This is a genomic window from Streptomyces sp. NPDC046939, assembly GCF_040644575.1.
Lineage (GTDB): Bacteria > Actinomycetota > Actinomycetes > Streptomycetales > Streptomycetaceae > Streptomyces.
Genome location: NZ_JBEYWV010000006.1, coordinates 136926 through 160041 on the forward strand (window position 1 = coordinate 136926; position 23116 = coordinate 160041).

Annotated in this window: 19 protein-coding genes and 3 pseudogenes; 10 read left to right on the forward strand and 12 right to left on the reverse strand. The window is 69.8% G+C overall.

Going from position 1 to position 23116, the window contains the following annotated elements:
- The first annotated feature begins 119 nt into the window (after window positions 1–119).
- Together ABZ877_RS08850 and ABZ877_RS08855 are read left to right on the forward strand one after the other, a co-directional pair.
- Window positions 120–848, forward strand: coding sequence for a hypothetical protein (locus ABZ877_RS08850; RefSeq protein WP_361066657.1), 729 nt, complete (start codon window positions 120–122; stop codon window positions 846–848).
- A 172-nt stretch (window positions 849–1020) separates the two neighbouring features.
- The gene (locus ABZ877_RS08855) at window positions 1021–1620 is read left to right on the forward strand and encodes a sigma-70 family RNA polymerase sigma factor (protein WP_361066660.1); all 600 of its coding nucleotides are present in this window, start codon (window positions 1021–1023) and stop codon (window positions 1618–1620) included.
- A 374-nt stretch (window positions 1621–1994) separates the two neighbouring features.
- Here the strand turns inward: ABZ877_RS08855 and ABZ877_RS08860 are convergent, their stop codons facing one another.
- Both ABZ877_RS08860 and ABZ877_RS08865 read right to left on the reverse strand, forming a co-directional pair.
- Window positions 1995–2330: a transposase gene (locus ABZ877_RS08860; RefSeq protein ID WP_361066663.1), complete on the reverse strand. Its 336-nt coding sequence runs from the start codon at window positions 2328–2330 to the stop codon at window positions 1995–1997.
- 293 nt (window positions 2331–2623) lie between these two features.
- On the reverse strand, window positions 2624–2776 hold the full coding sequence (locus ABZ877_RS08865; RefSeq protein WP_361066666.1) for a hypothetical protein: 153 nt from the start codon (window positions 2774–2776) through the stop codon (window positions 2624–2626).
- 711 nt (window positions 2777–3487) lie between these two features.
- Between ABZ877_RS08865 and ABZ877_RS08870 the strand changes: the two genes are divergently transcribed.
- The gene (locus ABZ877_RS08870; protein ID WP_361066922.1) at window positions 3488–3970 is read left to right on the forward strand and encodes a hypothetical protein; all 483 of its coding nucleotides are present in this window, start codon (window positions 3488–3490) and stop codon (window positions 3968–3970) included.
- Between the two features lie 438 nt (window positions 3971–4408).
- On the opposite strand, the pseudogene ABZ877_RS08875 reads toward ABZ877_RS08870, so the two are convergent.
- Together ABZ877_RS08875 and ABZ877_RS08880 are read right to left on the reverse strand one after the other, a co-directional pair.
- Window positions 4409–4492 (reverse strand): annotated as a pseudogene (locus ABZ877_RS08875) (hypothetical protein); the annotation flags it as partial.
- Window positions 4493–4913: 421 nt separating this feature from the next.
- Window positions 4914–6065 carry an SMI1/KNR4 family protein gene (locus tag ABZ877_RS08880; RefSeq protein WP_361066669.1) on the reverse strand — a complete coding sequence of 384 codons (1152 nt, stop codon included), beginning with the start codon at window positions 6063–6065 and terminating at the stop codon, window positions 4914–4916.
- A 77-nt stretch (window positions 6066–6142) separates the two neighbouring features.
- Between ABZ877_RS08880 and ABZ877_RS08885 the strand changes: the two are divergent.
- Window positions 6143–6244: pseudogene (locus ABZ877_RS08885) on the forward strand (hypothetical protein); the annotation flags it as partial.
- A gap of 53 nt (window positions 6245–6297) precedes the next feature.
- Here ABZ877_RS08885 and ABZ877_RS08890 read toward each other — a convergent pair.
- From ABZ877_RS08890 to ABZ877_RS08915, 6 genes are all read right to left on the reverse strand, one after another.
- Entirely contained in the window at window positions 6298–6531 is a 234-nt protein-coding gene (locus tag ABZ877_RS08890) for a hypothetical protein (protein WP_361066933.1), read from the reverse strand.
- A gap of 581 nt (window positions 6532–7112) precedes the next feature.
- Window positions 7113–7706, reverse strand: coding sequence for a hypothetical protein (locus ABZ877_RS08895; protein WP_361066671.1), 594 nt, complete (start codon window positions 7704–7706; stop codon window positions 7113–7115).
- Between the two features lie 119 nt (window positions 7707–7825).
- Complete coding sequence (locus ABZ877_RS08900; protein WP_361066674.1) at window positions 7826–7993, reverse strand: hypothetical protein; 168 nt, start codon at window positions 7991–7993, stop codon at window positions 7826–7828.
- 175 nt (window positions 7994–8168) lie between these two features.
- Window positions 8169–8861 (reverse strand): hypothetical protein, encoded by a 693-nt coding sequence (locus ABZ877_RS08905; RefSeq protein WP_361066675.1) that lies wholly within the window; start codon window positions 8859–8861, stop codon window positions 8169–8171.
- Window positions 8858–10297: a HAMP domain-containing sensor histidine kinase gene (locus ABZ877_RS08910; RefSeq protein WP_361066925.1), complete on the reverse strand. Its 1440-nt coding sequence runs from the start codon at window positions 10295–10297 to the stop codon at window positions 8858–8860. The genes ABZ877_RS08905 and ABZ877_RS08910 overlap by 4 nt, the downstream gene beginning before the upstream one ends.
- 77 nt (window positions 10298–10374) lie before the next feature.
- Complete coding sequence (locus tag ABZ877_RS08915) at window positions 10375–11064, reverse strand: response regulator transcription factor (RefSeq protein ID WP_361066678.1); 690 nt, start codon at window positions 11062–11064, stop codon at window positions 10375–10377.
- A 161-nt stretch (window positions 11065–11225) separates the two neighbouring features.
- Here ABZ877_RS08915 and ABZ877_RS08920 point away from each other — a divergent pair, with 161 nt between their 5' ends.
- Complete coding sequence (locus tag ABZ877_RS08920) at window positions 11226–12071, forward strand: DUF3152 domain-containing protein (RefSeq protein WP_361066681.1); 846 nt, start codon at window positions 11226–11228, stop codon at window positions 12069–12071.
- Between the two features lie 812 nt (window positions 12072–12883).
- Here ABZ877_RS08920 and ABZ877_RS08925 read toward each other — a convergent pair.
- Window positions 12884–13996: a hypothetical protein gene (locus ABZ877_RS08925; RefSeq protein ID WP_361066684.1), complete on the reverse strand. Its 1113-nt coding sequence runs from the start codon at window positions 13994–13996 to the stop codon at window positions 12884–12886.
- 801 nt (window positions 13997–14797) lie between these two features.
- Window positions 14798–15279, reverse strand: a pseudogene (locus ABZ877_RS08930) (IS5/IS1182 family transposase); the annotation flags it as partial.
- Here ABZ877_RS08930 and ABZ877_RS08935 point away from each other — a divergent pair.
- The 5 genes from ABZ877_RS08935 to ABZ877_RS08955 all read left to right on the forward strand — a co-directional run bounded on the left by ABZ877_RS08935 (window position 15190) and on the right by ABZ877_RS08955 (window position 23084).
- Complete coding sequence (locus tag ABZ877_RS08935; protein WP_361066687.1) at window positions 15190–16521, forward strand: hypothetical protein; 1332 nt, start codon at window positions 15190–15192, stop codon at window positions 16519–16521. The pseudogene ABZ877_RS08930 and the gene ABZ877_RS08935 overlap by 90 nt on opposite strands.
- A gap of 59 nt (window positions 16522–16580) precedes the next feature.
- Window positions 16581–17234, forward strand: a complete 654-nt coding sequence (locus ABZ877_RS08940) for a response regulator transcription factor (protein ID WP_361066690.1) — start codon at window positions 16581–16583, stop codon at window positions 17232–17234.
- Complete coding sequence (locus tag ABZ877_RS08945; RefSeq protein ID WP_361066693.1) at window positions 17225–18493, forward strand: HAMP domain-containing sensor histidine kinase; 1269 nt, start codon at window positions 17225–17227, stop codon at window positions 18491–18493. Before ABZ877_RS08940 ends, ABZ877_RS08945 begins: the two co-directional genes overlap by 10 nt.
- Before the next feature lie 38 nt (window positions 18494–18531).
- The gene (locus ABZ877_RS08950) at window positions 18532–19803 is read left to right on the forward strand and encodes a hypothetical protein (protein WP_361066696.1); all 1272 of its coding nucleotides are present in this window, start codon (window positions 18532–18534) and stop codon (window positions 19801–19803) included.
- A gap of 623 nt (window positions 19804–20426) precedes the next feature.
- On the forward strand, window positions 20427–23084 hold the full coding sequence (locus ABZ877_RS08955) for a hypothetical protein (protein ID WP_361066699.1): 2658 nt from the start codon (window positions 20427–20429) through the stop codon (window positions 23082–23084).
- Window positions 23085–23116 lie beyond the last annotated feature (32 nt).

Here is a 23116-nt window from a genome sequence, read left to right on the forward strand (position 1 = left end):
GGCCGGCCCGGGTCATCGCCGACAGCATCTCTCACCGCCCCGATGTTCTGCGGCCCGCGAGGGCAGGGCAAGATGTGGCCATGCCAGTCAGGCGGGTAGCTCGCGCATCTCGCGCCGCGATGTTCGCGGCCGTGTGCGTGACGCTCGCGTCTGCCGGTCACGTGCTGATGACGGGGGTGCCCGTGCCGTGGCCGGCCCTCGTACTGGCCGGTGTCGGCACGGGCCTGGCCGGGTGGGCCTTCGCGGCCGCGGAGCGCCGGCGGCGCACGGTGATCGTCCTGACCGTGACCGTGCAGGCAGGTCTGCATCAAGCTTTCGCCCTGGCGCAGTCACTTGCCCGTCCGGTGTCGATGCCCGGCGCCACGTCGGCGCGCGGGCCGGACTGGGCACAGATGCTGTGCGGGAATCCGTCGCCGCAGGAGGCCGCGCGCGCGTACGACTTGGCAGTCCGGGCTGGGCTGTTGCACAGCACGCACCTGCAGGCGGCCGCCGGCGACGGCGCCGCGATGCCCCATGGCATGGCGGGCATACCAGGCATGTCCGGCGTCCATCACCTGGGCGGGATGACGGAGGGGGGTACGTCGTGGGGGATGCCGGCCGCGCACTTGCTGGCCGCCCTGCTGTGCGGCGTATGGCTGGCGCAGGGTGAGCGGGCCGCGTTTCGGGTGCTGCGCTCGGTGGCCGACCGGGCATTCGTCCCGCTCTGCCTGATCCTTGCCGTCTGCCCCGCCTGTGACGTCCCCTCACCGATCCGTCGCAGTAGCGCCCCGGTCGCGCGCCTGCGCCCCCAGTTCCTCGCCCATGCCCTCACGTCTCGAGGTCCTCCGGGAGCGCCCGCTGTCGCATGACAGCCGGTACCACACGCCCTGCGGCTGACCGCCGCCAGGGCGTGCCGCCGTGCGCGCCGTCGCGCCACGGCCATTTTCCCGCCTTCTCGTACGCGTGCGAGTGCCCCGTCGGCGTGTCCGCTGTCGGCGCACCGGTATGCGCCGTGCGGGATCCGAGAGAGGAACCTGGGCCATGACCCCTGCTTTGCCTGTGATGTCCGACGAGACAGTGACCGCCATCGCGCTTGCAGCCGCGCGGGGCGACAGTGACGCACGTGAACGCTTCGTACGAGCGCTCCAGCTCGACGTGCGCCGATTTGTGACCTATCTGGCGAGGGACGCGCAAGCGGCCGACGACCTGACACAGGACACCTTCCTGCGCGCGTTGGCGAGTCTGCACCGGTTCGAAGGCCGGTCCTCGGCCCGCATCTGGCTGTTGTCGATCGCCCGGCGCGTGGTGGCCGACAGTTTGCGGCGGACCGCGGTGCGACCGCGCATCGCCGATGTCGCCGACTGGCAGGGCGCCGCCGAGTACAGCCAGCCGACAGGGCTGCCCGGTTTCGATGAGGGCATCGCCGTGATGCAGCTGGTCGGGACGCTGCCGGCGGACCGCCGGGAGGCGTTCCTGCTGACGCAACTGCTCGGCCTGTCCTATGCCGAGGTCGCGTCCCTGACCGGTTGCCCGGTCGGAACGGTGCGGTCGCGTGTGTCGCGTGCCCGTGCCTTCCTGACCCAATGCCTGGCCGACGCCGCAGCGACGCCGGGCAGCGTAGGAGCGCTCGTCGCGGCCTGATTGCTCGTCGCGATCCGGTCCGTCGCCGCGGTACTCCGCGGCGACGGACCGCTGGGCCGCCATGTTTCTCGCAGAAGAAGGCCGCCTTTAGGGGTTGGTGTTTCGGACCGTCGGGATGAGGTCTCACACAGACGAAAAGGCCGCCAGCCAGCCCATCCCTTGCCATGCCCGTCCAGGTCAGGATCAGTGTGTCGAACGGCGGAGGTCGGTCGGGCGATGGGTCGGGCACCGCTGGGGCGGATGCCTGCCGTGCGCGTCATGAAGTGTTGTGGCCGGGAGGGTACTGGACTCCCCCGCGAACAGTGCTGGCACATCGGCGGGCTGCAGCGCGGGGCAAGTGGCGGAACTGGTCGGCGTGTCGACCGCTGGTGACTTCATGCGGTGGCTGAGCACAGTGCGTGGAAGTGCGTGGCCCGGCGTAGTGTGCTGGGCGCGGTGTCGATCCAGCCGGCGACGCGGGCGACGTTGCAGGCCATCGCGGTGAGGACGTGCTGGACGTGGGTGCGGGCAAGGCCGCGATAGCGAGAACGTCGCAGACCGTGGGCCCGGACGTTCTGCGAAAGGGTGCCACGGGGTCGGGTTGCAGGTCGTGGCCGTTTTCGAAGATGGTGGCGTTCTTGAGTTCCGCGCCGGGCGCCGCCTCGAGGCGGGTGCTCATCCCGCTTCCTCTGACGAAGTAGCCGCGGATCTTGTCGCCGCCGTAGAGCCATACGTACTTGCCGCCCCACACGACGCCGTGCGCTTCCCGGAAGGCCCGCTCGTTGGGGGCGGTGAACAGCTCGAAGGAGCCGCCTGTCCTGGGGCCGCCCGGGTCCACGCCGTCCAGGCCCCGCGGTGCCCACCACGATGATCGCGTCGGCGGTCGGCAGGTACTCCAGGGAGTGCGGGAAGTTCTTCAGCCCGCTGGCCGAGCCGAGTCCGGTGGAGTCGCTGTTGCGGTGGATGGTGAGGTGGCCGTTGCTGCTGTCTCCGCCACAGACGAGGAACGCGGTCTCCCCGCTTTTCAGCCTGCGGAGCTTGATCTCTCCAGTGGGTCCCAGGCCGCCGCGCCCTCTCCGGTGCGGAAGCTGGCCCAGGGTTTGCCGAAGGTGTTGTCCGTGATGCTGTCGGTGTGGTGATTGGTGATGATCTTGTTGTTCGCGTCGACCAGGGCCACGTTGAACCCTGCGGCCGCACTGGGTACTTGGCGTGGTGCGGTGGCGGCGTGCGCGGCTGCGGACTACTCCCCCGCGGGCACCGCCGCCGCGGCGGTAACCAGTGCCCCTCGCAGTACGCTCCTTCGGTTCAGGTCATGGCGTCTCTCCCGAGCTGTAGGCCCGTCGCCCGAACACCATTTCGGTCCGGACCGCCGGAAGGCTCGCATCAGGCGGTTGCTGATGTCTTGGGAAAAGACGCGCCCACCCGCGGCGTCGAGCCTCGCGGGACGGTCGATCTCCTTGAAGCCGAGCAGTTCCACCGGTCCGTAGAGGACGTCGCCCGCGCACAGGACCGCGGCGACGAAGGCGGGACCAGGGCCCGGCCGACCTTCCACAACCGCAGCTCGCGGTCATCCAGTGCTGGGGGCGTTCGTCGGTTGGCTGCCATGACGACTCAGACGAGACTATGGGGGCTGAGATCCGCTCAACGCCCGCTGGTTTGAGCGCCATTAGCTCTCCGCCCCTCCGCTTGGTGAGGCCAAACTCTCTTACCCAACCCATCCAGAGATCAGGAAATGGGGCCACATCAAGCCGACGCGCTGGGCCGGTCAGACTGACGAAGCCACCCAGCCGTTGCAAGGCCCCGGGATACACTGCCCCGCACCCCCCGACCGGAGGTCATTTCAGTGCTTCTCGCACGGGTATCCGCCGTTGCCCCGCTCGCTCTGGTGATGCTCGCCCTGTCCGGCTGCTCTTCCCTCGGCTGCACCGACACAATGGCCGAGCGCGGTAAGGCGGAGGCCAGGGTGCAGGTCGTGAACACCGACGGGCAGCCTCTCGGCGTCACCGCCGCGGTCGTTGACTGGAGCCCTGCGCCTCACCCACAGGTGCCCTCCGAAGGGGACCGGGTCCACTTTCACTTCCGCTTCGACGGCGCCGATGAGTATTCCGACCCGGCAGTGGACGCCTGCGCGGTCGACAAGGAGCGTGTGACGTTGGGGTGCCAGAGGATTTCCGCCTCCCAGGCGTTCGGGCCGGCCGACGATCCCCGCACAGGCGAGGACTGGCTCGCCGTCGAGCACCCCGAGCAGGTGGCCGCAGTGTTGTTGATTCCCAATGACCAGTCCTACGACCGACGCACCTGTGAAGCGGACCCCAAGGACGGTGGCGGGATGCATCCTCCTGAACGACCCAGTAGGGGGGAGGACTTGTAGCGCGGTCAGCGGCGGTTGAGCACGAGGCACGGATCTGCAAGCTCCCCTGCGGGCACCGCCTGCAACGGCGGGCCGGGCGTCTCCAGAACCTCCAAGAGCGCTGCACGATCGCATCGTCGAGAGCCAACACCGCTCTGGCCAGGGCGCAGACCACAGCCGCGGCCGTGGCCGGCCCTCCCCGGCCACGGCCGTGTGCTGGGTCTGGGCCGCAGCGACGGCCGCATCGGCCATCGTCCGGACGCCACGGACTTGGCGGTTCTTCAGCCAGGTGGCGAGCCGGCTCGGGCCAACCCGGCGTAGGCCGCCCGGGGCCTGGTAGCCGGTCAGCAGCACGAGGGCGGCTTTGGACGCGGCGTAATCGAAGGTCCGCTCCAGGGCCGGGAAGTGCTCCAGCAACTGTGCCCGCATCCGGTCGAGGACGCGAGTGCGGTCGGCGGCGAGGTCATAGCGTCGGGCGGTGAGGATCTTCAGATCCACCGCGATCTCGTCCCCTTCCCGCAGCGGTTGCAGGTCCCGGCGCATCCGTGCCTGGTCGGCGATGACGTAGGCGTCCTTCGCGTCCGTCTTTACATCTCCGCGGCGATCGCGGGAGGGTCAGCGCAAGGACATCGCCTACCAGCTCCAGAAGCTCGGGCTCGTTGCTGGGCGCCCGGCGCGAGAGCACCTTCGTCCCGTCCGTGTCGATCACCGCGCAGTGATGCGCGGCCTTGCCGGCATACGTCCCCGGACACGCCGGCGTGGTCGTCCGCAGGGGCCAGACAACCGGACGACGAGGGAGGCTCGAATGCCCGAGCTCTGGGCGAAGCGCGACAAAGCCACTCCCAGGCCCCCGGGTCTCCCGATCGTACGAAGGACAGGAAGCAACCCGCCAACACGGTGAGCAGCGCATCAGCTGACGGAGGCCGTCAGCTGAAGCGCTCACGCGGAACAGGTTCCCTCGGGGTCATTTCTGATCTTGGATGTACTGGGCTGCGTACCAGCTGGAGTCGATGGCGGGGTTGCGCAGGGTCCCCCAGAAGTGATCATCGGGTATCGGTGGCAGTGGCGGGTTACCCAGGTCCGCGTGCAGGTCTGTGCGCCAGTCGACGGTGAGGCGACTGCGGATCCCCGCGCTCTCGTACACGGACCTGTAGGGCGAGCCCCAGATCCCGTGTGCCATCTTCTCCGCGGCCCACCCGCGGGTGACGTCTCGGTGGGCGCTCGCCTGCACGAGCACCGCGCGTAGCCGCAGGACCAGCGGGTCGGTCTGGCTTGGCCGCGGTGGGGCTTCACCCCGCTCCAGCGCGTCCAGGGCTGACCTGACCTCCGGGTACTTGTCCAGGCCCGTTTCGACGGCCAGTCTGCGCAACTGCTTCTGCGCGGCTTCGGCCACCCGCTCGCGCGGCAGGACCGCGAGCAGTGCACCGAGCTCCTCAAATCCGTCCAGGTGGCTTGCGTGGAGGAGGTCGGTGGGACTGCAGGAGAGGTCCAGCTCCGGCAGCTGCTCGTTCGGTGCGGGAAGGAGATCGTCCGCACTGCCCCACTCCGGGCGTGCGGGCATGGCCCATTCCCAGAGCAGCCGGCCGTTGAACGTTACGACACCAGCCTCCCGGCCGCGCCCGAGCTGACCGGCCAGCTCTGCCAGATACCCACCCAGAGAGTCGGCGTTCCCGAAACTGGTGCCGGTCTCGTCGAAGAACCGTCCGACCGCACCGAAGGAGTCCCGCCCAGTGCGACAGTCGATCATGAGACCGTCAGATGTCGCCCCGTAGGAACCGAACTTCACGTAGCCGTGCTGCCAGTAGTCCTCGGCCGCCTCCTCGTCGAGGTCGTCGGCGACGGCACGCATGAACCTGGTATCCCCGAGGACCTCACTCACTCCGAGCAGCCGGTCGTGCGTGCTGAACCGGAATGCCTCCGCACCATCCACCGCCCCGTCGTGCCGGAGCAGCGACGCGACCAGGTCGGGAGGGAAAGTGAGACCCAGCTCCTCCTGCGCTGCCCCTATCTCCTCATGTCCCGCGGGCGGCTTGAGCGTCGCGAAGGTGCGAGGGGCATGCTCGCGCAGCCACTCGTCGACACGGTTCCACGAAGCCTCGACCAGGTCCTTCGTCATGGTGCTGACCTTAAGGACAGACACTGACAGCTTGATCGCCGCCCACCAGCCTTACCGTCACCGAGACCGGCTCCCTGGTGGTCGCCTCGGCCAGCGGGAGTCAGTTGCCCGGCTACGCCGGTGCCGCTCCTCGTGCGGTCTGGGTCGTCGGGGCCCAGAAGATTGTGCCTGGCCTGCCCACGGCGCGGCGCCGCGTCGAGGAGCACTGCCTACCGTTGGGGAACGAGCGGGCTCAGAAGGCGTACAGGGTGCCCAGCGCTCTCAACCGGGTGCTCATCCTCAATGGCGTCCGTGCGCTGCCGAAAGACAGCGCAGAGTCTGTTTCGGCCGGCAGCGTTCGGGTCGTGCGCACGCCGATGCCTGGGATGGTGACCGGCTTCGCCACCAGGTCCGGTCCGACACCGGGCCGGGTTGCGCCGGTCGGATCAGAGCAGGGCAGTTCTTCGGCGGCCTGGGCGGTCCGCACGGTCAGTGCGTCGACCCGGCCCCTGAAGAAGGCGTGGTTTCCTGTGGTTGGCAAGAGGGGCGGATCCTGCCCAGGAAGGCGGAGCCAACAGGGAGGGGAGCGTCTCGGCTGCCGCGCGCCCGGGCGTAACCCTACGGCACAGCACCGCGTCGAGATTGGTTTTCTGCTTGAGTGGCTCGCCCGCGCTGACCCGGCCGAAGGCGGGGTTGACCGCGTCCAGGGCTTCGACGTTGGGCCGTCTGGCCAGGATGCTGTCACTGTGCAGGTGTACAGCCGGGGGTCCGCGTCGGCGTGCAGGACAAGGACATCCGCGGTCTCGGGCCCTCCCGTCAACTCCGCGCATGGTCTCCCAGTCTCCCGGGGCCAGCAAGAAGTCCACGCGATCGGTGTCTTCGCGCATCCGGGTGACGGCCAGTGACTCGGCGGTGCCGTCGCGTTCGCGCTCCAGCCAGCCGGCCAGCGGCCACATAAGCGCCGCTTCGAACCAGGAGACCATGCCCCGCCCGGTGCTTCCCGCCGTGCTGCCGTCGAGGGTCACACTGGCCAGAACACTCATCGGGACACCTCCTCGGCACCGCTTGTCATGACCGTCCTACGCAACGGTCGCTTGCGGGGAAGCCCAGTGCGTCCACCAGCACATCGAACAGCTCCTCCACGAAGATCTCTTCCGAGCGCAACAGCTCCTCGATCCGCGACTGCGGCGCCGGCCGGACACCGGCTGCCAGCGCCCAGGTGCGAGCGCCCTCGGCGTCGGCCGGTACCTCCGCGTCGAGTTCCGCGCGCTGGCGTCTGAGGGCTCGTTCGAAGGCCGGCGAGCACGCCCACAGGCTGCTGTCGTCCACATCCTCGGGTTCCTCGACGAGGAGAGCTGCGGCGTTGACCAGGTGCAGCCAGGCCTGCCAGCGCTGCCCGCCGGTGTCCAGGCCGGTCACCAAGGCCAGGCTGCTGTCCGAGACATCAGCGACACAGGCCGGTGCCCCGGACCATTCGACCAGGGCGGGCAGATACTCGTCCGCCCAGATGCCGTGCTCCAGCTGTAGGGTCTGCCAGCCGCCCGGGCGCGGCGGCCACTCCCGCGCCTCGTCCCCCAGCCCGGCATCGACATCGGCGAACAGGGGCGCCTCGCGCAAAGGGCGGGCGCTGCGCGCAAAGACCAGATGACCGGAAAAGCCCATGGAAACCTCCTCGTTGGATGCCAGCGCACCCTACGGGCCGTCACTGACAACCGGTTCCGGCCGACGCGCGAGCCGTCGGGCGAGCAGTCCACCCGCCGCGACGCCGAGCAGCGCGCCGATCAGCAGGGATGGGCCATGGCCGTGTGCAGGGTCGCCTTGTGGCAGGCGATGAGTAGCAGGCCGTGGGCGGCGGCGAGGAGGCAGCCGGCGAAGACGCCGAGCAGGAGCAGCGGCCATCCGTCCTGGGCGGAACAGGCGCACCGCCCGGCCCCGCCCTCATAAGTCAAGGCGAAGAGGCGGGCACTCCTCGCACTGCTCGACCGCTGCGGCGCGGTTCCCTCTCGACCCGGGTGTGGTCCGCACGCCTGCGGGGCGACGCGCCACCGTCAGCTCCTCTGAGACCTCCCGCGGCCCGGGGCTGGCTCGTTGTCGCACCCCGGACGGTTCCTGCGGGTGGTCGGTTCATGCCGGGCAGCGCTCGGCGGCCAGGGTGACCTGCCACCCGCCGCCGGGCTCCCCGGCCGTCCGCCGGCCGGTGACGCGGACCTCGACGGGGCCGGCCTCCTCCGGAACAGTGGCGGTGACCGGCCCGCCGACCGCACCGGTGGGCGACGGCGGTGTGGGAACCGGGAGGGACCCAGTCCGTTCCGCCGCGTCCGGGACATGGGCCCGTGCGACGGTGCAGGCCAACTGGCGCAGTCCGGTGGCGGACGGCCGGTCGCTGCCCGGGGGGAGGCGGACGACGACGGTCCCGGAGGCGCCGGTCTCCACGCCGAGCCGGGACGGGTCCTTGAGCCGGGGCAGCGCCGTGGTCAGCGTCCTGGCCTCCGCGGCGGTCGGTCCGGCGAGGAGCTGCCGCACCGCGTAGGAGACCGGGTCGGTACCGGTGGCCGCCGCCGGGCGGGGTACTCCCCTCAGACTTCCCGGGCCGTCCGCCGCTCGGGGTGCACTCGACGGTACCCCGCTCACAGGGTCTGTCAGGTGGTCGGACGGGTCGTCCGCGGCCAGGAAATAGACCATGGCCGCCGGGGACATCCCGGTCGCCGGTTCGCCCACCTCGACCACCTCCGACGGCGGCACCCCGCACCCGGCGAGGCCGAGCGCGAGCGCGGCCGTCCCCAGGGCCTGCGCCCTCCGCCGCGTACCGTTCCTCATCGCACACCCCCTCCGGTGTCCGGGCTCACGGGCAGGAGGACGGTGAGGAGGGCGCCGCCGTCCGGCCGGTTGGCGGCGCGGACCCGGCCGCCGTGCAGATGGACGTTCTCCGCCGTGATCGCAAGCCCCAGGCCGCTGCTCTCACTGCGGCTCCGGGCGGGACCGGCCTTGTAGAACCGGTCGAAGACGTGCGGCAGCGCCTCCGCCGTGATGCCGGGCCCGCGGTCGGCGACCTCGATGACCACCCATGGCCCCCGACCCTGGCCCGTCGCGTTCTCCGTCAGCCGCAGCGTCAGCGTCACCGGGCGGCGGCCGTGCCGCAGCGCGTTGCCGACCAGGTTGGCGACGACGACGTCGAGACGGCGCGGGTCGACCCGGGCGCGCACTCCGTCCGCCAGGTCCGTCTCCACCTGCGTGAGCCAGCCGCGTGCCGAGAGGGTGCGCCGCAGGGACTCGGCCACGTCGATGTCGTCCGCGTGCAGCCGGGCCGCCCCGGCGTCGAAGCGGGAGATCTCCATCAGGTCGTCGACGAGCCGGGTGAGGCGCACCGTCTCCTCGGTGATCAGCCGCACGGCGTCCCCGGTGTCGCCGGTCAGGCCGGGCGCCTCGTCGGCGAGGACGTCGGTGACGGCGCTCATCGCCGCCAGCGGGGTGCGCAGCTCGTGCGAGACGTCGGCGGCGAAGCGGCGGGCCCGGTCCTCCATGCGGCGCAGCTCGGCGACGGATGCCTCGAGGGCGGCGGCGGTGTCGTTGAAGGCCCGCGACAGATCGGCGAGTTCGTCCGAGCCCTGGACGTCGAGCCGGGTGTCGAGGTGGCCGCCGGCCATGCGGCGGGTCGCGCCGCGCAGCGCCCGTACGGGGCGGAGCACTCCGCGCGCGAGCAGCAGCGCAAGCAGGACGGCGAGCCCGAGGGCGGGAAGGGTGGCCCGTTCGACGGCGGTGACCAGCGCGTTCACGTAGGTCTGCTCGGTCTTCTGCGGCACCACGAGGTAGAGCGAGAGGCCGGACAGGGTGCGGGTGGCCGAGGCGTCCGCGCTGTAGGTGACCGGCAGCCCGACGACGAGGACGGATTGCCCTTTCGAACGGACGCGCTGGAAGACGGCGACGGCGCGAGTAGAGACGGACTTCCGCAGCTTCGGGGTCAGTTGACCGGGCCCGGGGGCCGGGGCGGAGTCCGCGGTCAGACGCCCGTACGTGGCCAGGACGCGCCAGCCCTCCTGGCGGTGGTCGCGGGCGAGCTGCGACACGAGGTGGTCGAGATCGGTCCGGCCCGGAGTGGGCGGCACCGTGGGTATCAGCGCGTTCACGCTCTGCCTGAACTGGTTGACCACGGTGTCCTGGCTCTGCTGGAGCACCCCGGTCCGCGCCTCCCGGAAGGTCAGGGCGCCGGTGCCGAGCGCGCTCACGGCGGCGACCAGGACGAAGGAGAGCAGCAGCCGGACCCGCAGGCTGCTCAGGGAGCGGCGGGCGGCGGACCACGTCCTCAGCGGTGCGCGTTCGCCCTTGGCCTCGCTCACGCCGGACGGAAGCGGTAGCCGAAGCCGCGCACCGTCTCGACGCAGCGGGGCTCCGTGCGAGACTCCCCCAGCTTGGCGCGCAGCCGCTTCACACAGGCGTCGACCAGCCGGATGTCCCCGTGGTAGCTGTGCTCCCAGACGGCTTCGAGGAGTTGCTGCCTGCTGAAGACCTGGCCGGGCGAGGCCGACAGGGTCAGCAGGAGGCGCAGCTCGGAGGGGGCGAGGAGCACCGGTTCGCCGTGCCGGGCGACGGCGAGTCCGGTCCGGTCGATGGAGAGCGAGCCGTGCGACTCGACGCGGGGGGCCGCACCCGCCGGGACCGGAGCGTCGGCCCGGCGCAGCACCGCGCGGATCCGGGCGTCCAGGACCCGGGCCCGTACCGGCTTCACGACGTAGTCGTCCGCACCCGCCTCCAGGCCGACGACCACGTCCACGTCGTCGCCCTTGGCGGTCACGATGATGATCGGCAACTGGTCGGTCTCCCGCACCCGGCGGCACACGTCGAGGCCCGCCATCCCCGGCAGCATCAGGTCGAGGACCAGGACGTCGGGGCGGAAGGAGACCATGCGGAGGAGTCCGTCCTCCCCGGTCATGGCCGTGCGGACCTCGTGGCCCTGGCGTCTGAGCCCGAGTTCGACGGCCCGGCGGACGGAGTCGTCATCCTCGATGAGCAGCACGCGGGACATGCGTTCAGTATGCGTGTGCGGGGCGCGGTCCCGGGGCGGCGGGGGCCCGTGGACGGCAGTCGTTACGCAATGGTCTTACTGACCGCCCGCCCCCTCCGCTCGTTACCCTTCCGTGACTTGACGCGCCATGTCCCATCACATGGGTTTCCAAGCCTGGGGCCATGCGCCACGCCAAGAAGCCCTCCGCACGCCGCCGCCGACCCCGTGCCCGTAGCCGTAGCCGTAGCCGTAGCCGTGGGACGCGCCTGCTCGGTCTGCTCGCGCTCACGGTCATCACGTTGTTGACCCTGTTGATGATCTACGGGTACGAGGGCACCGCCGGTCCGTCCGGCGAGGCGAGGGGAGCGACCAGGGAGCCCGGGATGAGTGCGGCGCCGAAGTCTCCGGAGCCCACCAGCCCGCCGAAGCGGAAGGGAAAGGCGCCCGCGTCCCACTCGCCGGGGCCGACGAGCGGACCCGGCACGTTCGACACGGCCGCCGCCTCCGGCGCCTCGGTCGGGACAGGCACGATCCGGCGGTACAAAGTGCAGGTCGAGCAGGGTACGGGGATCTCGGCCGAGGCCGCCGCCAAGGAGATCGACGCGATTCTGGGAGATCCGCGCGGCTGGACGGCCAACGGGCGTGACGGCTTCCGGCTCATCGCCTCGGGCCCGTACGACTTCGAGGTGAAGATCGCGACGCCGGACACGGTGGACCGGATCTGCGGCGCGGCCGGGCTGCACACGCGCGGCGAGGTCAACTGCGACGTCGGCGACCAGGTCATCGTGAACCTCAAACGCTGGAACACGGGCTCGCCTCAGTTCGCCGGACCGCTGCACGAGTACCGCGCGCTGATCGTCAACCACGAGGTCGGACACCGGATCGGCCACGGCCACGAGACCTGTCCCGGCCCCGGACGGCCCGCGCCCGCGATGATGCAGCAGATCGACGGGCTCAAGGGCTGCCGCGCCAACGCCTGGCCGTACGACGAGCACGGCACGTACCTGGGCGGGCCGAGCGTCCCGTAGGGCGCCCACCCCGCGTACGGGGACGCCGCCTGGGCAACCAGGTGCCGTCTTACGCTGACCAGGTACGGACACCTGTCGGTCGCTGGTGATCCGCGGCAATGGTTGGGGCACCGACCTGACCTGCGCCCGCCTCAGCGATGAACGGGTGCCGAGCGTGGACGTCGATCCTCATCTGGTGTGTACGGCCCGCCAGCGGCCGACCGAGGTCGACCCCGCCGCGCACCACAGTCTGCGACCTGACCGTCGAGTTGCCCGCGGACGGCCTTGACCGAACTGTCGCCACCGTCGTTCGATGCCCGCCGTCCCCGCCTCCCGGCTCACGGCCCTCCCCCTGACAACCGCCTGGTGCCCACCATCGTCGGCACCGGTCTGGGCATCGTCGCGGACAAAACCGCCGACAACGGCGCCGCCGGGCATCGCCGCCCCGAAGGGAGCCGGGTCCATGTCCGCGTGCCACGGCGCCGACTATGACGACGCCCTCCCCGAGAACGCGCCGCTGTGGCAGACGACGCGGCATGCCAAGGGCGAGAGCGTCACCATCGGCCGCTACCCACTGTCGTATGTACCGGACACCTGGGATGTCCGCTCCCCCCCTCGCGCTCACCGTGCCGGGCGTCGACCACCGCCGGCACCATTACGCCTGCCGCAGCCACCGCTTCCTGTTCAACAAGGGCTGGACGGTGACCGCCCCTTGTGATGGCGCGCCGCTCAGCCCCTGTCTCACCCAAAGGGCGCACGATGCGCCGGGTGGCACGGGTGATCACCATGAAGTGGTGGCCCGAACGGCCGGTGGGATGGGCAGCAGTGACCGATCAGTAGAAGCGGCGGACGAACACGTCAGCCTTACCGTTGGTGTCGCCTGGCACGATGTTGTCGGCCTTGGAGGAGAAGATCACGTCGCGTCCCCCGGCGCTGACCGAGTCGGCACCGGCCGTGGCGGGCTGGTCCGTGACGGTCTCGTCGGTGCCCGTCCGCAGATCGCGCAGTACGAGGGACGGCCCGCTCGTGTCGAGCGGGGTGTACAGCAGGTAGCGTCCGGTGGGGTCGATGGCCAGGCCCCGCGCGTTCGCGACCACCTGCTCGGCGCCCGTGCTCTCCTCCTGGACGTGGGTGTCGTTGCCCGCGAGGTACACGATCTTGTCGCCGTTCCTGCTCATCTGAACGAGCGACGCCGCCGTACCCGCACCTTCGACCGGGCCGTCGACGGTGTTGTCCGTCCGGTCGTACACGTAGACATCCTGCGCCACGCCGTCCTGATAGGCGACGAAGCGACCGTCGCCGCTGATGGACGGCCGGGCCAGGGCGGCGTTGGGTATTTCGGCGACGTACTGCGAGGTGCCGCTCTGCCAGTCCTGTATCTCGATACGCTGGCGGGTCGGAAGCTGGCCGAAGGTGGCGGAGTGGGCGACGTAGCGGCCGTTCGTGCTCAGTGAAGGCTGTCGGCAGCTGAGTCCCGCACAGGCAAGCTTCATGGTGATCCCCGAACTCACCGTGGTCACGTGGGTCTCCGTGTATTTCTGGAAATCCGCCCAGAAGCCGACGTACTGGCCGTCACCACTGATCACCGGGCGGTCGTTCGGGGACTTGGTGGTGCTGGCCATAGTGGTCTGACCCGTTCGCTGGTCGCGCATGAACACCCGGTTGTAGTACGACGCACTTGCGGATGTGAGGTTGTTCGCGAGCGACCGGAAAGCGATGCGCTGCCCGTCGTCGCTGATGGTGGCACCGGTGGAGTCGCCATCACCCTGAGTGCCGTCGGACGCAACACTGACCCGCTCGATCCCCGCTCCCCCGCCGCGCGCGACGCCAGGCCCGGCCGAGGCGGCCGCGGGCAGCACCGTCGTGACCGCGCAGGCGGCGACCGCCGCACTCAGCAGGGACCGCGGACGTCTGATCCCGCCGTGCCGCTCCAGGTTCTTCCTCATGTTCCCCCCTCAGATCTGAACTTGTGTTCTGCCCCCGGCACCTCACCGGAGGGCCACGCACAGCCAAGCGTGACAATCGCGTGTAGTTCAATGCGTCACTTGTAGTGGGGTCAGTGCGCCAGATGACGTACAAGCAGGCGCCGCGAGCCTGCCCGGACATGCAGGCGGCACTGCCGGCAACTGTCCTTCGGTGCTCTCCCTGGCCGGCCGGTGAGTCCATGGCGGCACCATGATCGGCCCCACTTACCGCACGGGCGCGACGTTCACCGCCTTTCTCCGCCTCCGTGGTGTCGGAGGTGTTCCGGGCGGAGATCTCCGCTGTCACCTGAGCCACCGTCTCGCACCTCGCGCTCGGCCTCCACTGCGCGAGTTGCGACTCAAGCGCTTCCACCCTTGCCCGGGCCGCAGCCACCCGCGCCCTCAACTCCTCGATCAGCGACACATCGCCGCCGCCACCTCCCCCACCGCCACGGCAGATGGACGACCGCTCGACGACACCCCGGGTCGGTGAACGCACAGCGCAACCCTTCCCGCAGACGACGGTGCTCGATACGGAGATCGAAGACTGGATCTTCATTCGTAGAAGCAGGCCGCCCTCAGCATGCTGGCGATCAGGTTCCAGTCCGGGCGGTCCGGGATCGGTTCTCCTCGGTTGCGGAAGTAGCCGTCCATGTCATCGGTCCAGGCACTGAGCGCTTCAAGGTAGTGATCCAGCGATTGGTTCTCCCGGTCGCCGGAGGCGGGCCAACGAGTTGGTGCGTGATAGCGGTGGGGACGTGTTTGTCCCGCTGAGCGTCTTCCTCAGGCGGTGGCGGTGCGGGCGGATACGAGGGTCGCGATGGCACGGTAGGTGTCGGGCAGGCGGTCGCGGCGATGGGTCCAACGCGTCAGTTGCTTCCAGCGTTTGTGGTCGGCGAGGGCGTGTTCGACGGTGATGCGGCAAGCGGAGTGGTCATGCCTTTGGCGTGCTCGGGCTTCGCCGAAGGGTGGTATCGCGCCCGGCCGTAGTTTGCGCGGTGGAGTGAGGGCCTGGCCCGGGTGATCCCGTCCCAGGCCGAGGTAGCCGTCGTCGAGGAAGACCTGGACGAGGTCGAAGCGTTCGAAGCATCTGCTGATCCCGACCGTGCGGGCGGCGGTTGCGTCGTGCATCCGCCCTGGCCTGAGGGTGTCTGTCCACAGGCGTCCAAGCGCAGTTGAACGTTCTCGGCCTGGGCGTAAGCGAACACATCCTCCAGGGTGCGCAGTCGCAGGCCAGGATGGTCCGGGGCGGCGAACCCCCGCTCGCCAGCTGGAGGGAAATGCGAGACTGGCACGAGCGGCGCGAGAAGTCCAGGAACCTGCTTTCCGCTGGACGGATCAGTCGCATCCCACCGCTCTGGCAGTATCTCGTCGTCGCGGGATGGGCGGCCGTATGGATCCCCACTGCCGAGCTCCATCCGGCAATCTCCTGGCACTACTTCCGGACCGGCGAGCAACTGCTCGTCGATGGTGCACCCGGGGGCGGGCTCGCCCTGTACGCCAGCCACCCGGAGCTTCAGATCGGTCCGGTCAGCTTTCTGGCCGCCACGGCGTTCGCACCGTTCTGCTTCCACGTCGGCGAGGAACTCGCGGACGCGTTCATGTGCGGCCTCGGCCTGTGCATCCTCGTTCTGCTCAGCCGCACCGCTGCTCATCACTGCCGTGACACTGGCATCGACCTTCATCGCCCGCAGCGGAGTCTGCTGATCGCTGGAGCCGCGTTCGCCCCGGCGTGGGTAGATGTCTCGGTGTATTCGTGGGTAGATGTCTCGGTGTATTTCGGACACCTCGACGATGTCCTCGCTCTGCTCTTCACCGCTTTCGCCGTACACGCACTGGTCCGCGGGCACGCCGACGCAGTCGGAATCCTGCTTGCCCTGGCCATCGACTCGAAGCCTTGGGCCGCCGGCTTCCTTCCTCTTCTGCTCGTCCTTCCTCGAACCGCACGATTGCGTTCCGCCGCAATCGTCACCGCTCTGGTCGCCGTCGCGTGGCTGCCCTTCTACCTCTCGCATCCGGGAAGCACAGCCGCAGCTCGGTTCACCATCCTCAATCACCCGGCTTCCGCACTGCGCTGGCTGGGGGTTCACGCCCCCAGCACCCCTTGGTGGGACCGGCCCGCGCACATGCTTCTGGCTGTCGCCCTGGGCGCCCTGGCCGTCCGCCGCCGACGCTGGCCTGCGGTGGTCCTGCTGGGCGTGGACGCTCGTATTCTGCTGGATCCCGGTGTCCACTCGTACTACAACGCCTCGGTGCTCGTTGGCACCCTGATCTGGGACGTGATCGGCGAGCACCGCCGCGTGCCGTGGGTCAGCTGGACCGCCTTCGTCGCCTTGTACGGCGCGGAATTGTGCATTCCGTCGTACCCCGCACGCGGCCTCGTCCGGCTCGCCCTCGTCCTCGCCACGGCGGCCTACGTCTTGTTCTGGCCCCGCCGCACCCAGTACCCGCTCACGCACCCCTCCCTTCCGCGCGACGCCCCTCCCCTCAGACGGGGATTCGTCTGACTATCGGGGTCTGATCAGGGTGAATGGAGAACCGGGACGGGAGTGTCTAGGGTCAGCGCGTGGCTTTCATCATGGTGTGCGAAGACGACGCAGCGGTCCGCGGCGTCCTCAAACGCGCCTTGGAGCACGATGGCCATACCGTCGCTGTCGCCGCCACGGCCGAGAGTCTGCTGCGGCAGCTCGAACCGGCACCTCGTCTCCTCGTCCTGGATCTCGGGCTCCCGGACGCCGACGGACGGGATCTGTGCGTGGCCCTGCGGGCGCGCGGCGTCGACGCGCCGGTGTTGATGCTCACCGCCTTGGACGGCCTGCATCACAAGGTGGGCGGGTTCGAGGCCGGCGCGGACGACTACATGACCAAGCCCTTCGACATCCCGGAGCTGCTGGTCCGCGTCCGGGCGCTGCTGCGCCGGTCCACTGCGGCGCCCGCGGCGCAGGATGTCGTCCTCGATCCGGCAAAGCACGTGGTGACCTATGAGTCGGTGAGCATGAGCCTTACTCCGACCGAGTTCCGGCTTCTGGGCCGCCTGATCGCCTCCCAAGGCGACGCGGTACGCCGCCATGCCCTGACCGCTGCCGGCTGGCCGCACGGGGCGAAGGTCAGCGACAACACCCTCGACTCCTATGTGCGCCGGCTGCGGGCAAAGCTCGCTCCGCTGGGTGTGGCCGAGCGTCTGGCGACCGTACGCGGCGTGGGCTACCGATGGCAGTGACGGGATTTCGTCAGCGGGTCGTCGCGCTCACCGTGCTGATCGCCACCGCCGTGGTCGCGATCATGATCGTGATCTCCCATGTCCTGCTGAGCCGGGTGACGGACGCCGACGCGCGCGATCTGGCGCGCACGCGCGCCGAGGCGGTCGCGGCGAACGTCACCGTCGAAGGCGGCCGAGTTGTACTGACGGAGAACGGCAGCGAGGCGCTGGACGAGGTCGCCTGGGTGTATGCCGACGGCCGCCTGATCGACGGGAACGTGCCGACAAGCATGGTCGGTCGCGTCGAGGAGATGGCGGACTCGGGGCGATCGCAGACGGTGACGCTCGGCGATCACCTCCTGTACGCAAGGCAGGTCCCTACCCACAGCCACGACGTCATGGTGATCGTCCGGGTGGACCTCACGCCCTACGAGACGTCCGAGCAGCGCGGCCTGACCTTGTCGCTGATACTCGGCGGCCTCGCGATCCTCCTCGCCGGCGGTGTCGCACACCTCGTGGTCCGCCGCGCGCTGCGGGTCGTGCACGAGATGGCCGCCCTCGCCGACGAATGGGGCCACCACGAACCTGGCCGCCGCTTCGACCTGGGGGTTCCTCGCGACGAGTTCGGGGAACTGGGGCGGACCTTGGACCATCTCCTGGAGCGCGTCGAGACCGCGCTGGCGGACGAGCGCCGACTCACGGACGAGATCGCCCACGAGTTGCGGACGCCGCTCACGGTCCTGCGGGCCGAGGCGCAGTTGGCGCAGCTGTCCGGTGAGCCGGTGCCGCCGGAGGCGGTGCTGCGCGAGGTCGACCGCCTCGATACGGCGATCACGACGCTTCTGCGCGCCGCGCGCACAAGAACAGCCACCGGCGAGCGGTGCGATCTGCGCTCCGTCGCACGTCAGGCGATCGCCAGCCGTGCGGTCGAAGTCGCCTTCCCCTCGAAGGTCGAGGTCGCGGTGGCCGCCGACGTCGCCGTGGCGCTGCTGTCACCTCTGCTGGACAACGGTCTGCGGCATGCGCGGTCACGTGTGTGGATGACCGCGCGCATCGAGGGCGAGGCCGTCGTGGTCGATGTCCTGGACGACGGACCCGGATTCGATTCCGTGGACGTCGACCGCGTCTTCGAAGCGGGCGTGACCGGCGGCGACGGGTACGGCCTGGGGCTGCCGGTGGTCCGGCGTATCGCCGCTTCGGCCGGTGCGGAGGTCCGCGCGATCGCGGACGGCCGCGGTCACGTCGAGGTGACACTCCCGGCAGCGCGTGCGGCCACGTAGTCAGGTTATGTGCAGGTTCCTCGCGCGAGTCTCCCCGCATGACAACGACAACGGAAGCACCCATGCGCAGCGGGCGTCTCATGCTCAACAAGGTTCCCGAGGTCACCATCTGGTTCTGGGTGATCAAGATCCTGTGCACGACCGTCGGTGAGAGTTTCGCCGACTGGATCAACATGAAGCTGGGCGTCGGCCTGGTGAACACGGCCTGGATCTTCACCGCAGTGTTCGTGGTGGTCCTGGCTGCCCAACTGCGGCTGAAGCGGTACGTTCCCTTCCCGTACTGGCTGACCGTGGTCGTTGTCAGCGTCACGGGCACCCTGTACACCGACATCCTCACCGACCAGCTCAACGTGCCGCTGTGGAGCAGCTCCGCCGTGTTCTCGATCCTGCTCGCCGTGGTCTTCGGCGTGTGGTGGCTGCGCGAGCGCACTCTGTCGATCCACTCGGTCACGACACTGCCGCGGGAGTCGTTCTACTGGCTCGCCGTGCTCGTCACCTTCGCGCTCGGCACCGCGACCGGCGACTGGACCCTCGAGCTGACCGGCTGGAGCCCCGGTGCCTCGGTGCTGCTGCCGCTCGGCCTCATCGCGGCGATCACGCTGCTGTGGAAGTTCGGCGCCAACCCGGTGCTGTCCTTCTGGCTCGCCTACATCCTGACCCGCCCGCTGGGCGCCAACATCGGCGACTGGCTCGCATCCCCGAAAGTCGCTCAGCCGGGCGAGCCGACGGGTCTCGCGCTGGGCACCTTCACCACCAGCCTGATCTTCCTCGGTCTTATCCTGGCGACGGTGGTCTACCTGACCGTGACGCGTTCGGACGTGGCCGGGACCCACGAGGCGGCTCATGCCGAACACGCCACCGGTGACCTGCGCAAGGAGCGCGTCGCGCTGGCCGGCTTCGGACTCCTCGCCGTCGCGACCACGGGTCTGCTGATCTGGGCCCACGGCCAGCCGCACACCGGTCCGGCGCCGGAGGAGGACAACACCTCCGCCGTCCGGATGGCCCCGGGCGAGGCGGTGAAGAAGTTCCCGCCTGCCAAGGTCTCCGCGCTGAGGAACCTCGCCTCCACCTCGCTCAAGGACGCACGCGCGGGGAACGCGAAGGGCGCGCACGCCGCCGCCCAGTCGCTGCGTGACCTGTGGGACGCCGACCAGGCCTCCTTGCAGCCACTGGACCAGACCGGCTGGACCTCGATCGACGCTCAGATGGACAAGGTGCTGGGGACCTTCGGCATCGATCACTCGAACCCGCCGATGCCGCCGGCCCAGCAGGAGACGGAACTGAACGCCCTCCTGACGGACATGGGCTGACCGACCGCACAACGCCTCTGGTCGGCACTTCTACAGAAGGGCTCAGGGCGAGGTCGAAGCCCTCGCCCATGGTGTCCGGCTGTACATCGGCGCGGGCACGGTGAAGACCCGCGTCCCCCACCGGCCGACCAAGCCCGACGCCCGCGACCGCGTCCAACTCGTCATCCACGCCTACCGCAACGGCCTCACCGGCTGACACGGCCGACTTACGCCGTGAGCAGCCGCGGCCGGGCCAGTCCCGTTCGTCGCGTACGCGAGGCAGGGCGAAGAGCGAGCCCGTGCCGCCATGGGCAGCAGTAGGCGCCGGAGCCCGTGAGGCCATCGGCTTCGCGGTGGACCCGTCTTCCGGCCTCACTGCCGCGCTCGCACCGACCACGCCGGACCACAACCGATCGGGGCTCGACCGTCCGCACGGTCAGGCATCTGTTGGACGTGCCCGTTCACGGGACTGCGGGCCGCACTGCGCCTGTCGTCGAGGTGCGGAACCCGGGCAGCACCGATCTGCCACCCTCCGACGCCTGAATGACCTGAACCGGGCAGTAAAGACCACTGCCGGACACGAGGTACTTGCGGGTCAAGTGTTCGTGGCATGTTGCCTCTACTTCTTCCTGGGGAGGTTCCGCGTGCCCAACTCTCCCGCCCCCGTGGACTCGACACCGGCCTACCCCCGGTGGTCGGACCGCCTGATACGCCAGCTCGACCGGTTCGCGGCCCTGAGGGGCGGCGCCGAGCGCGTGCCCGCTCTCGTGCTCAACAGGCAGGACGGCGGTGATTCTCGATGGCCCGCCTATGTCATCCGGGAGTACGAGCACCGACTGGCGGGAGGACGTGGTCAGGTTCCGCACGCGGTCGTTGACGACGCAGAACTGACCGGCGGCGGCTTCCTCGTGGCGGTCGACCGAGTGGCGTTGCGGTTTCAGCTCACCATGCTTTCAGGGCGACTGCGGCTGCCTGCCTTCCATACCTGCCGAGCCGTGCTGGAGTCGGAGCGCGGCACGGGAGACCTGCGGTCCCAGCAGCAGCCCATCGTCGACAGCCTGTACGCGGAACTCCTCAAGCGGCACCGGGCGCTCAACGCCGCCGCGTACGTGGCGGACTTCCTGGGACAGCACATCGTCACCGGATGGCTGCAATGGCTCGTCGCCCCCGTGCTCGTCGGCGTTCCCAAGCTGGCCTACCGGTTCTTCCTGCGGCACTGGGGCCTGCGGTGGGTGGCGACGGACTGCCGCAGCGCCAACTTCCTGGACGCCGCTCTCGCCTTCTGCCGGGACGGCGAGATGGACGCCGAGGACCCGCTCGTGCGGCACATCCTGCTCCGCGCCCTGCTGGACGACCTCCGCGCGGCGACGCGGGGCAGGACCCGGCTGAGCCACCTGCGGGCCCGGCGACGGTGGTCCTTCGTCGTCCTCATCCCCGAGATCGAAGCAACGGACGGACCCGGCCGGTCGTTTCTCAGCGCGTTCGCGGAACTGGCCGGCGACCACCCGTCCCGGCCGCTGCTCGTCCTGGCCGGCTGCGCCGGACCACCGCCGGACTACGCCGTCCCGCTGGGCGTCGACCTCGACCGGCCGAACGGCATCGCCGACAAGGTCTTCGCCATCCTCAGCCAGGACAGCCCTGAACCCGTACGCCTGGTCACGCTGCCGGCCCAGGACGACGCCGAGGGCACGGCACGCAACAGGGTCGAGACCAGCACGGGCGTCACGGCACGCAAGGACCACCCACTGGACTGGATGCGTCCCTCGATCCTGCCTGCCCTGGCCCTCGCGGCCGCCGCCTTCTACCTGACCCCCGTGTCCCACGAGCCAGAAGCCGCGCGTCCAGCACCACCTTCGTGCGTCACCGTAGGCACCGGTGAGCGTGTCGGTGTCACCGACGGCAAACAGTGCGATCTGGCCGCCCCCGCAGACGCCGGGAAGGAACTGCGTGACCTGGAGCGCCAGGTGGCCGACGAGAACGCCCGGATCCCCGACGGGCGCTACCGCACCCTGGTCTTTCTCGCACCCTTGAGTCTGCAGAAGGGTGTGTACGACGACCCCCCGCTCGGCCTGCAGATGCTGCGCGGCGCGATCGCCCGGCAGCACAAGCTGAACACCGGCGTCCGCCAGAACAAGATGCCCATCCGCCTGCTCATCGCCAACACCGGTCAATACTTCCGGTACGGCGCCCGCAACGACGCAGCACCGAAGGCCCCGGACGTCGCGCGCATGATCATCAACCGCCGGCGCGAAGAGCACATCGCGGCGGTCATCGGCATCACGCAGAGCCGCCCCCAGTCATTGAGAGCGGTCCAGGAACTTGACCGGGCCAGCATCCCGGTCATCGCCAACGGCGTGTCCGGCAACACCATGATCGGACCCGACTCCCCGCAGCGCTACTTCCAGATCTCGGCACCCGACACGCGCCTGGGGCCCGTCTTCGCCGACTTCGTCCGCCACTCCCCCGAAGTCCGCCGCCTCACCAGCGGCAAGCCCCACGCCGTCGTCGTCTACGACCCGACCGACACCTCCTTCAGCACGGACCTCAAAAACGTCTTCCTGCGCGCCTACCAGCGATACGGCGGCGTCGACCAGGTGACCTACAGCGAGAAGCCCGGAGCCACCACACCGGACAGCATCGCCACCGACGTGTGCAACAAGGTCTCCGCGACACACGGCATGGTCGTCTACCTCGGACGGTCGGGCGTGCTGCCCAGCCTCCTCAACGCCATGCAGAGCGTCGGCGGTCAGTGTCAGCCACCGGAAGGCACCACCATTCCCCTGATCGCCGAAAGCGCCCCCATCGACTTCCAGCTCCACCCCGCCCGCACGGCACGCACCTATCCGTACATGACACTCTTCTACGAGACCACCAATGCCCCCACGCCGGACCCGCGGGACCCATACGCCCAGTTCACCCGGGACTTCGCAGCCGTCTTCGGACGCGTGAGCGCCGACGCCGACGCCGCCGGCGGCTTCGACACCGTCGGCATCGTCTCCAAGGTCATCGAGAATCTCCTCCCGGCTTCCCCGAACGTCCAGCCCAACGACATCTACCTGTGGCTCACCGCCCACGGCGTGTCCCAATACCCCGGTGCTTCGGGCGTGCTGCAACTGGACGCCAAGAACAAGTACCCGCCCGACAAGGCCGTCTACATCCGAGAGATCACCCAGCCTCGCGGCACCCCGTCCACACTCCTCAGCTGCGGCATCCTGCCCGACCGGCAAAACCGCACGACCTGGGGCACGGCACCGGACACCTTCCCCTGCGCACGCAAGACCACGGACCCACCCAGCGACTGACACACCCTGATACGGCGCGCCGAAAACCCGCG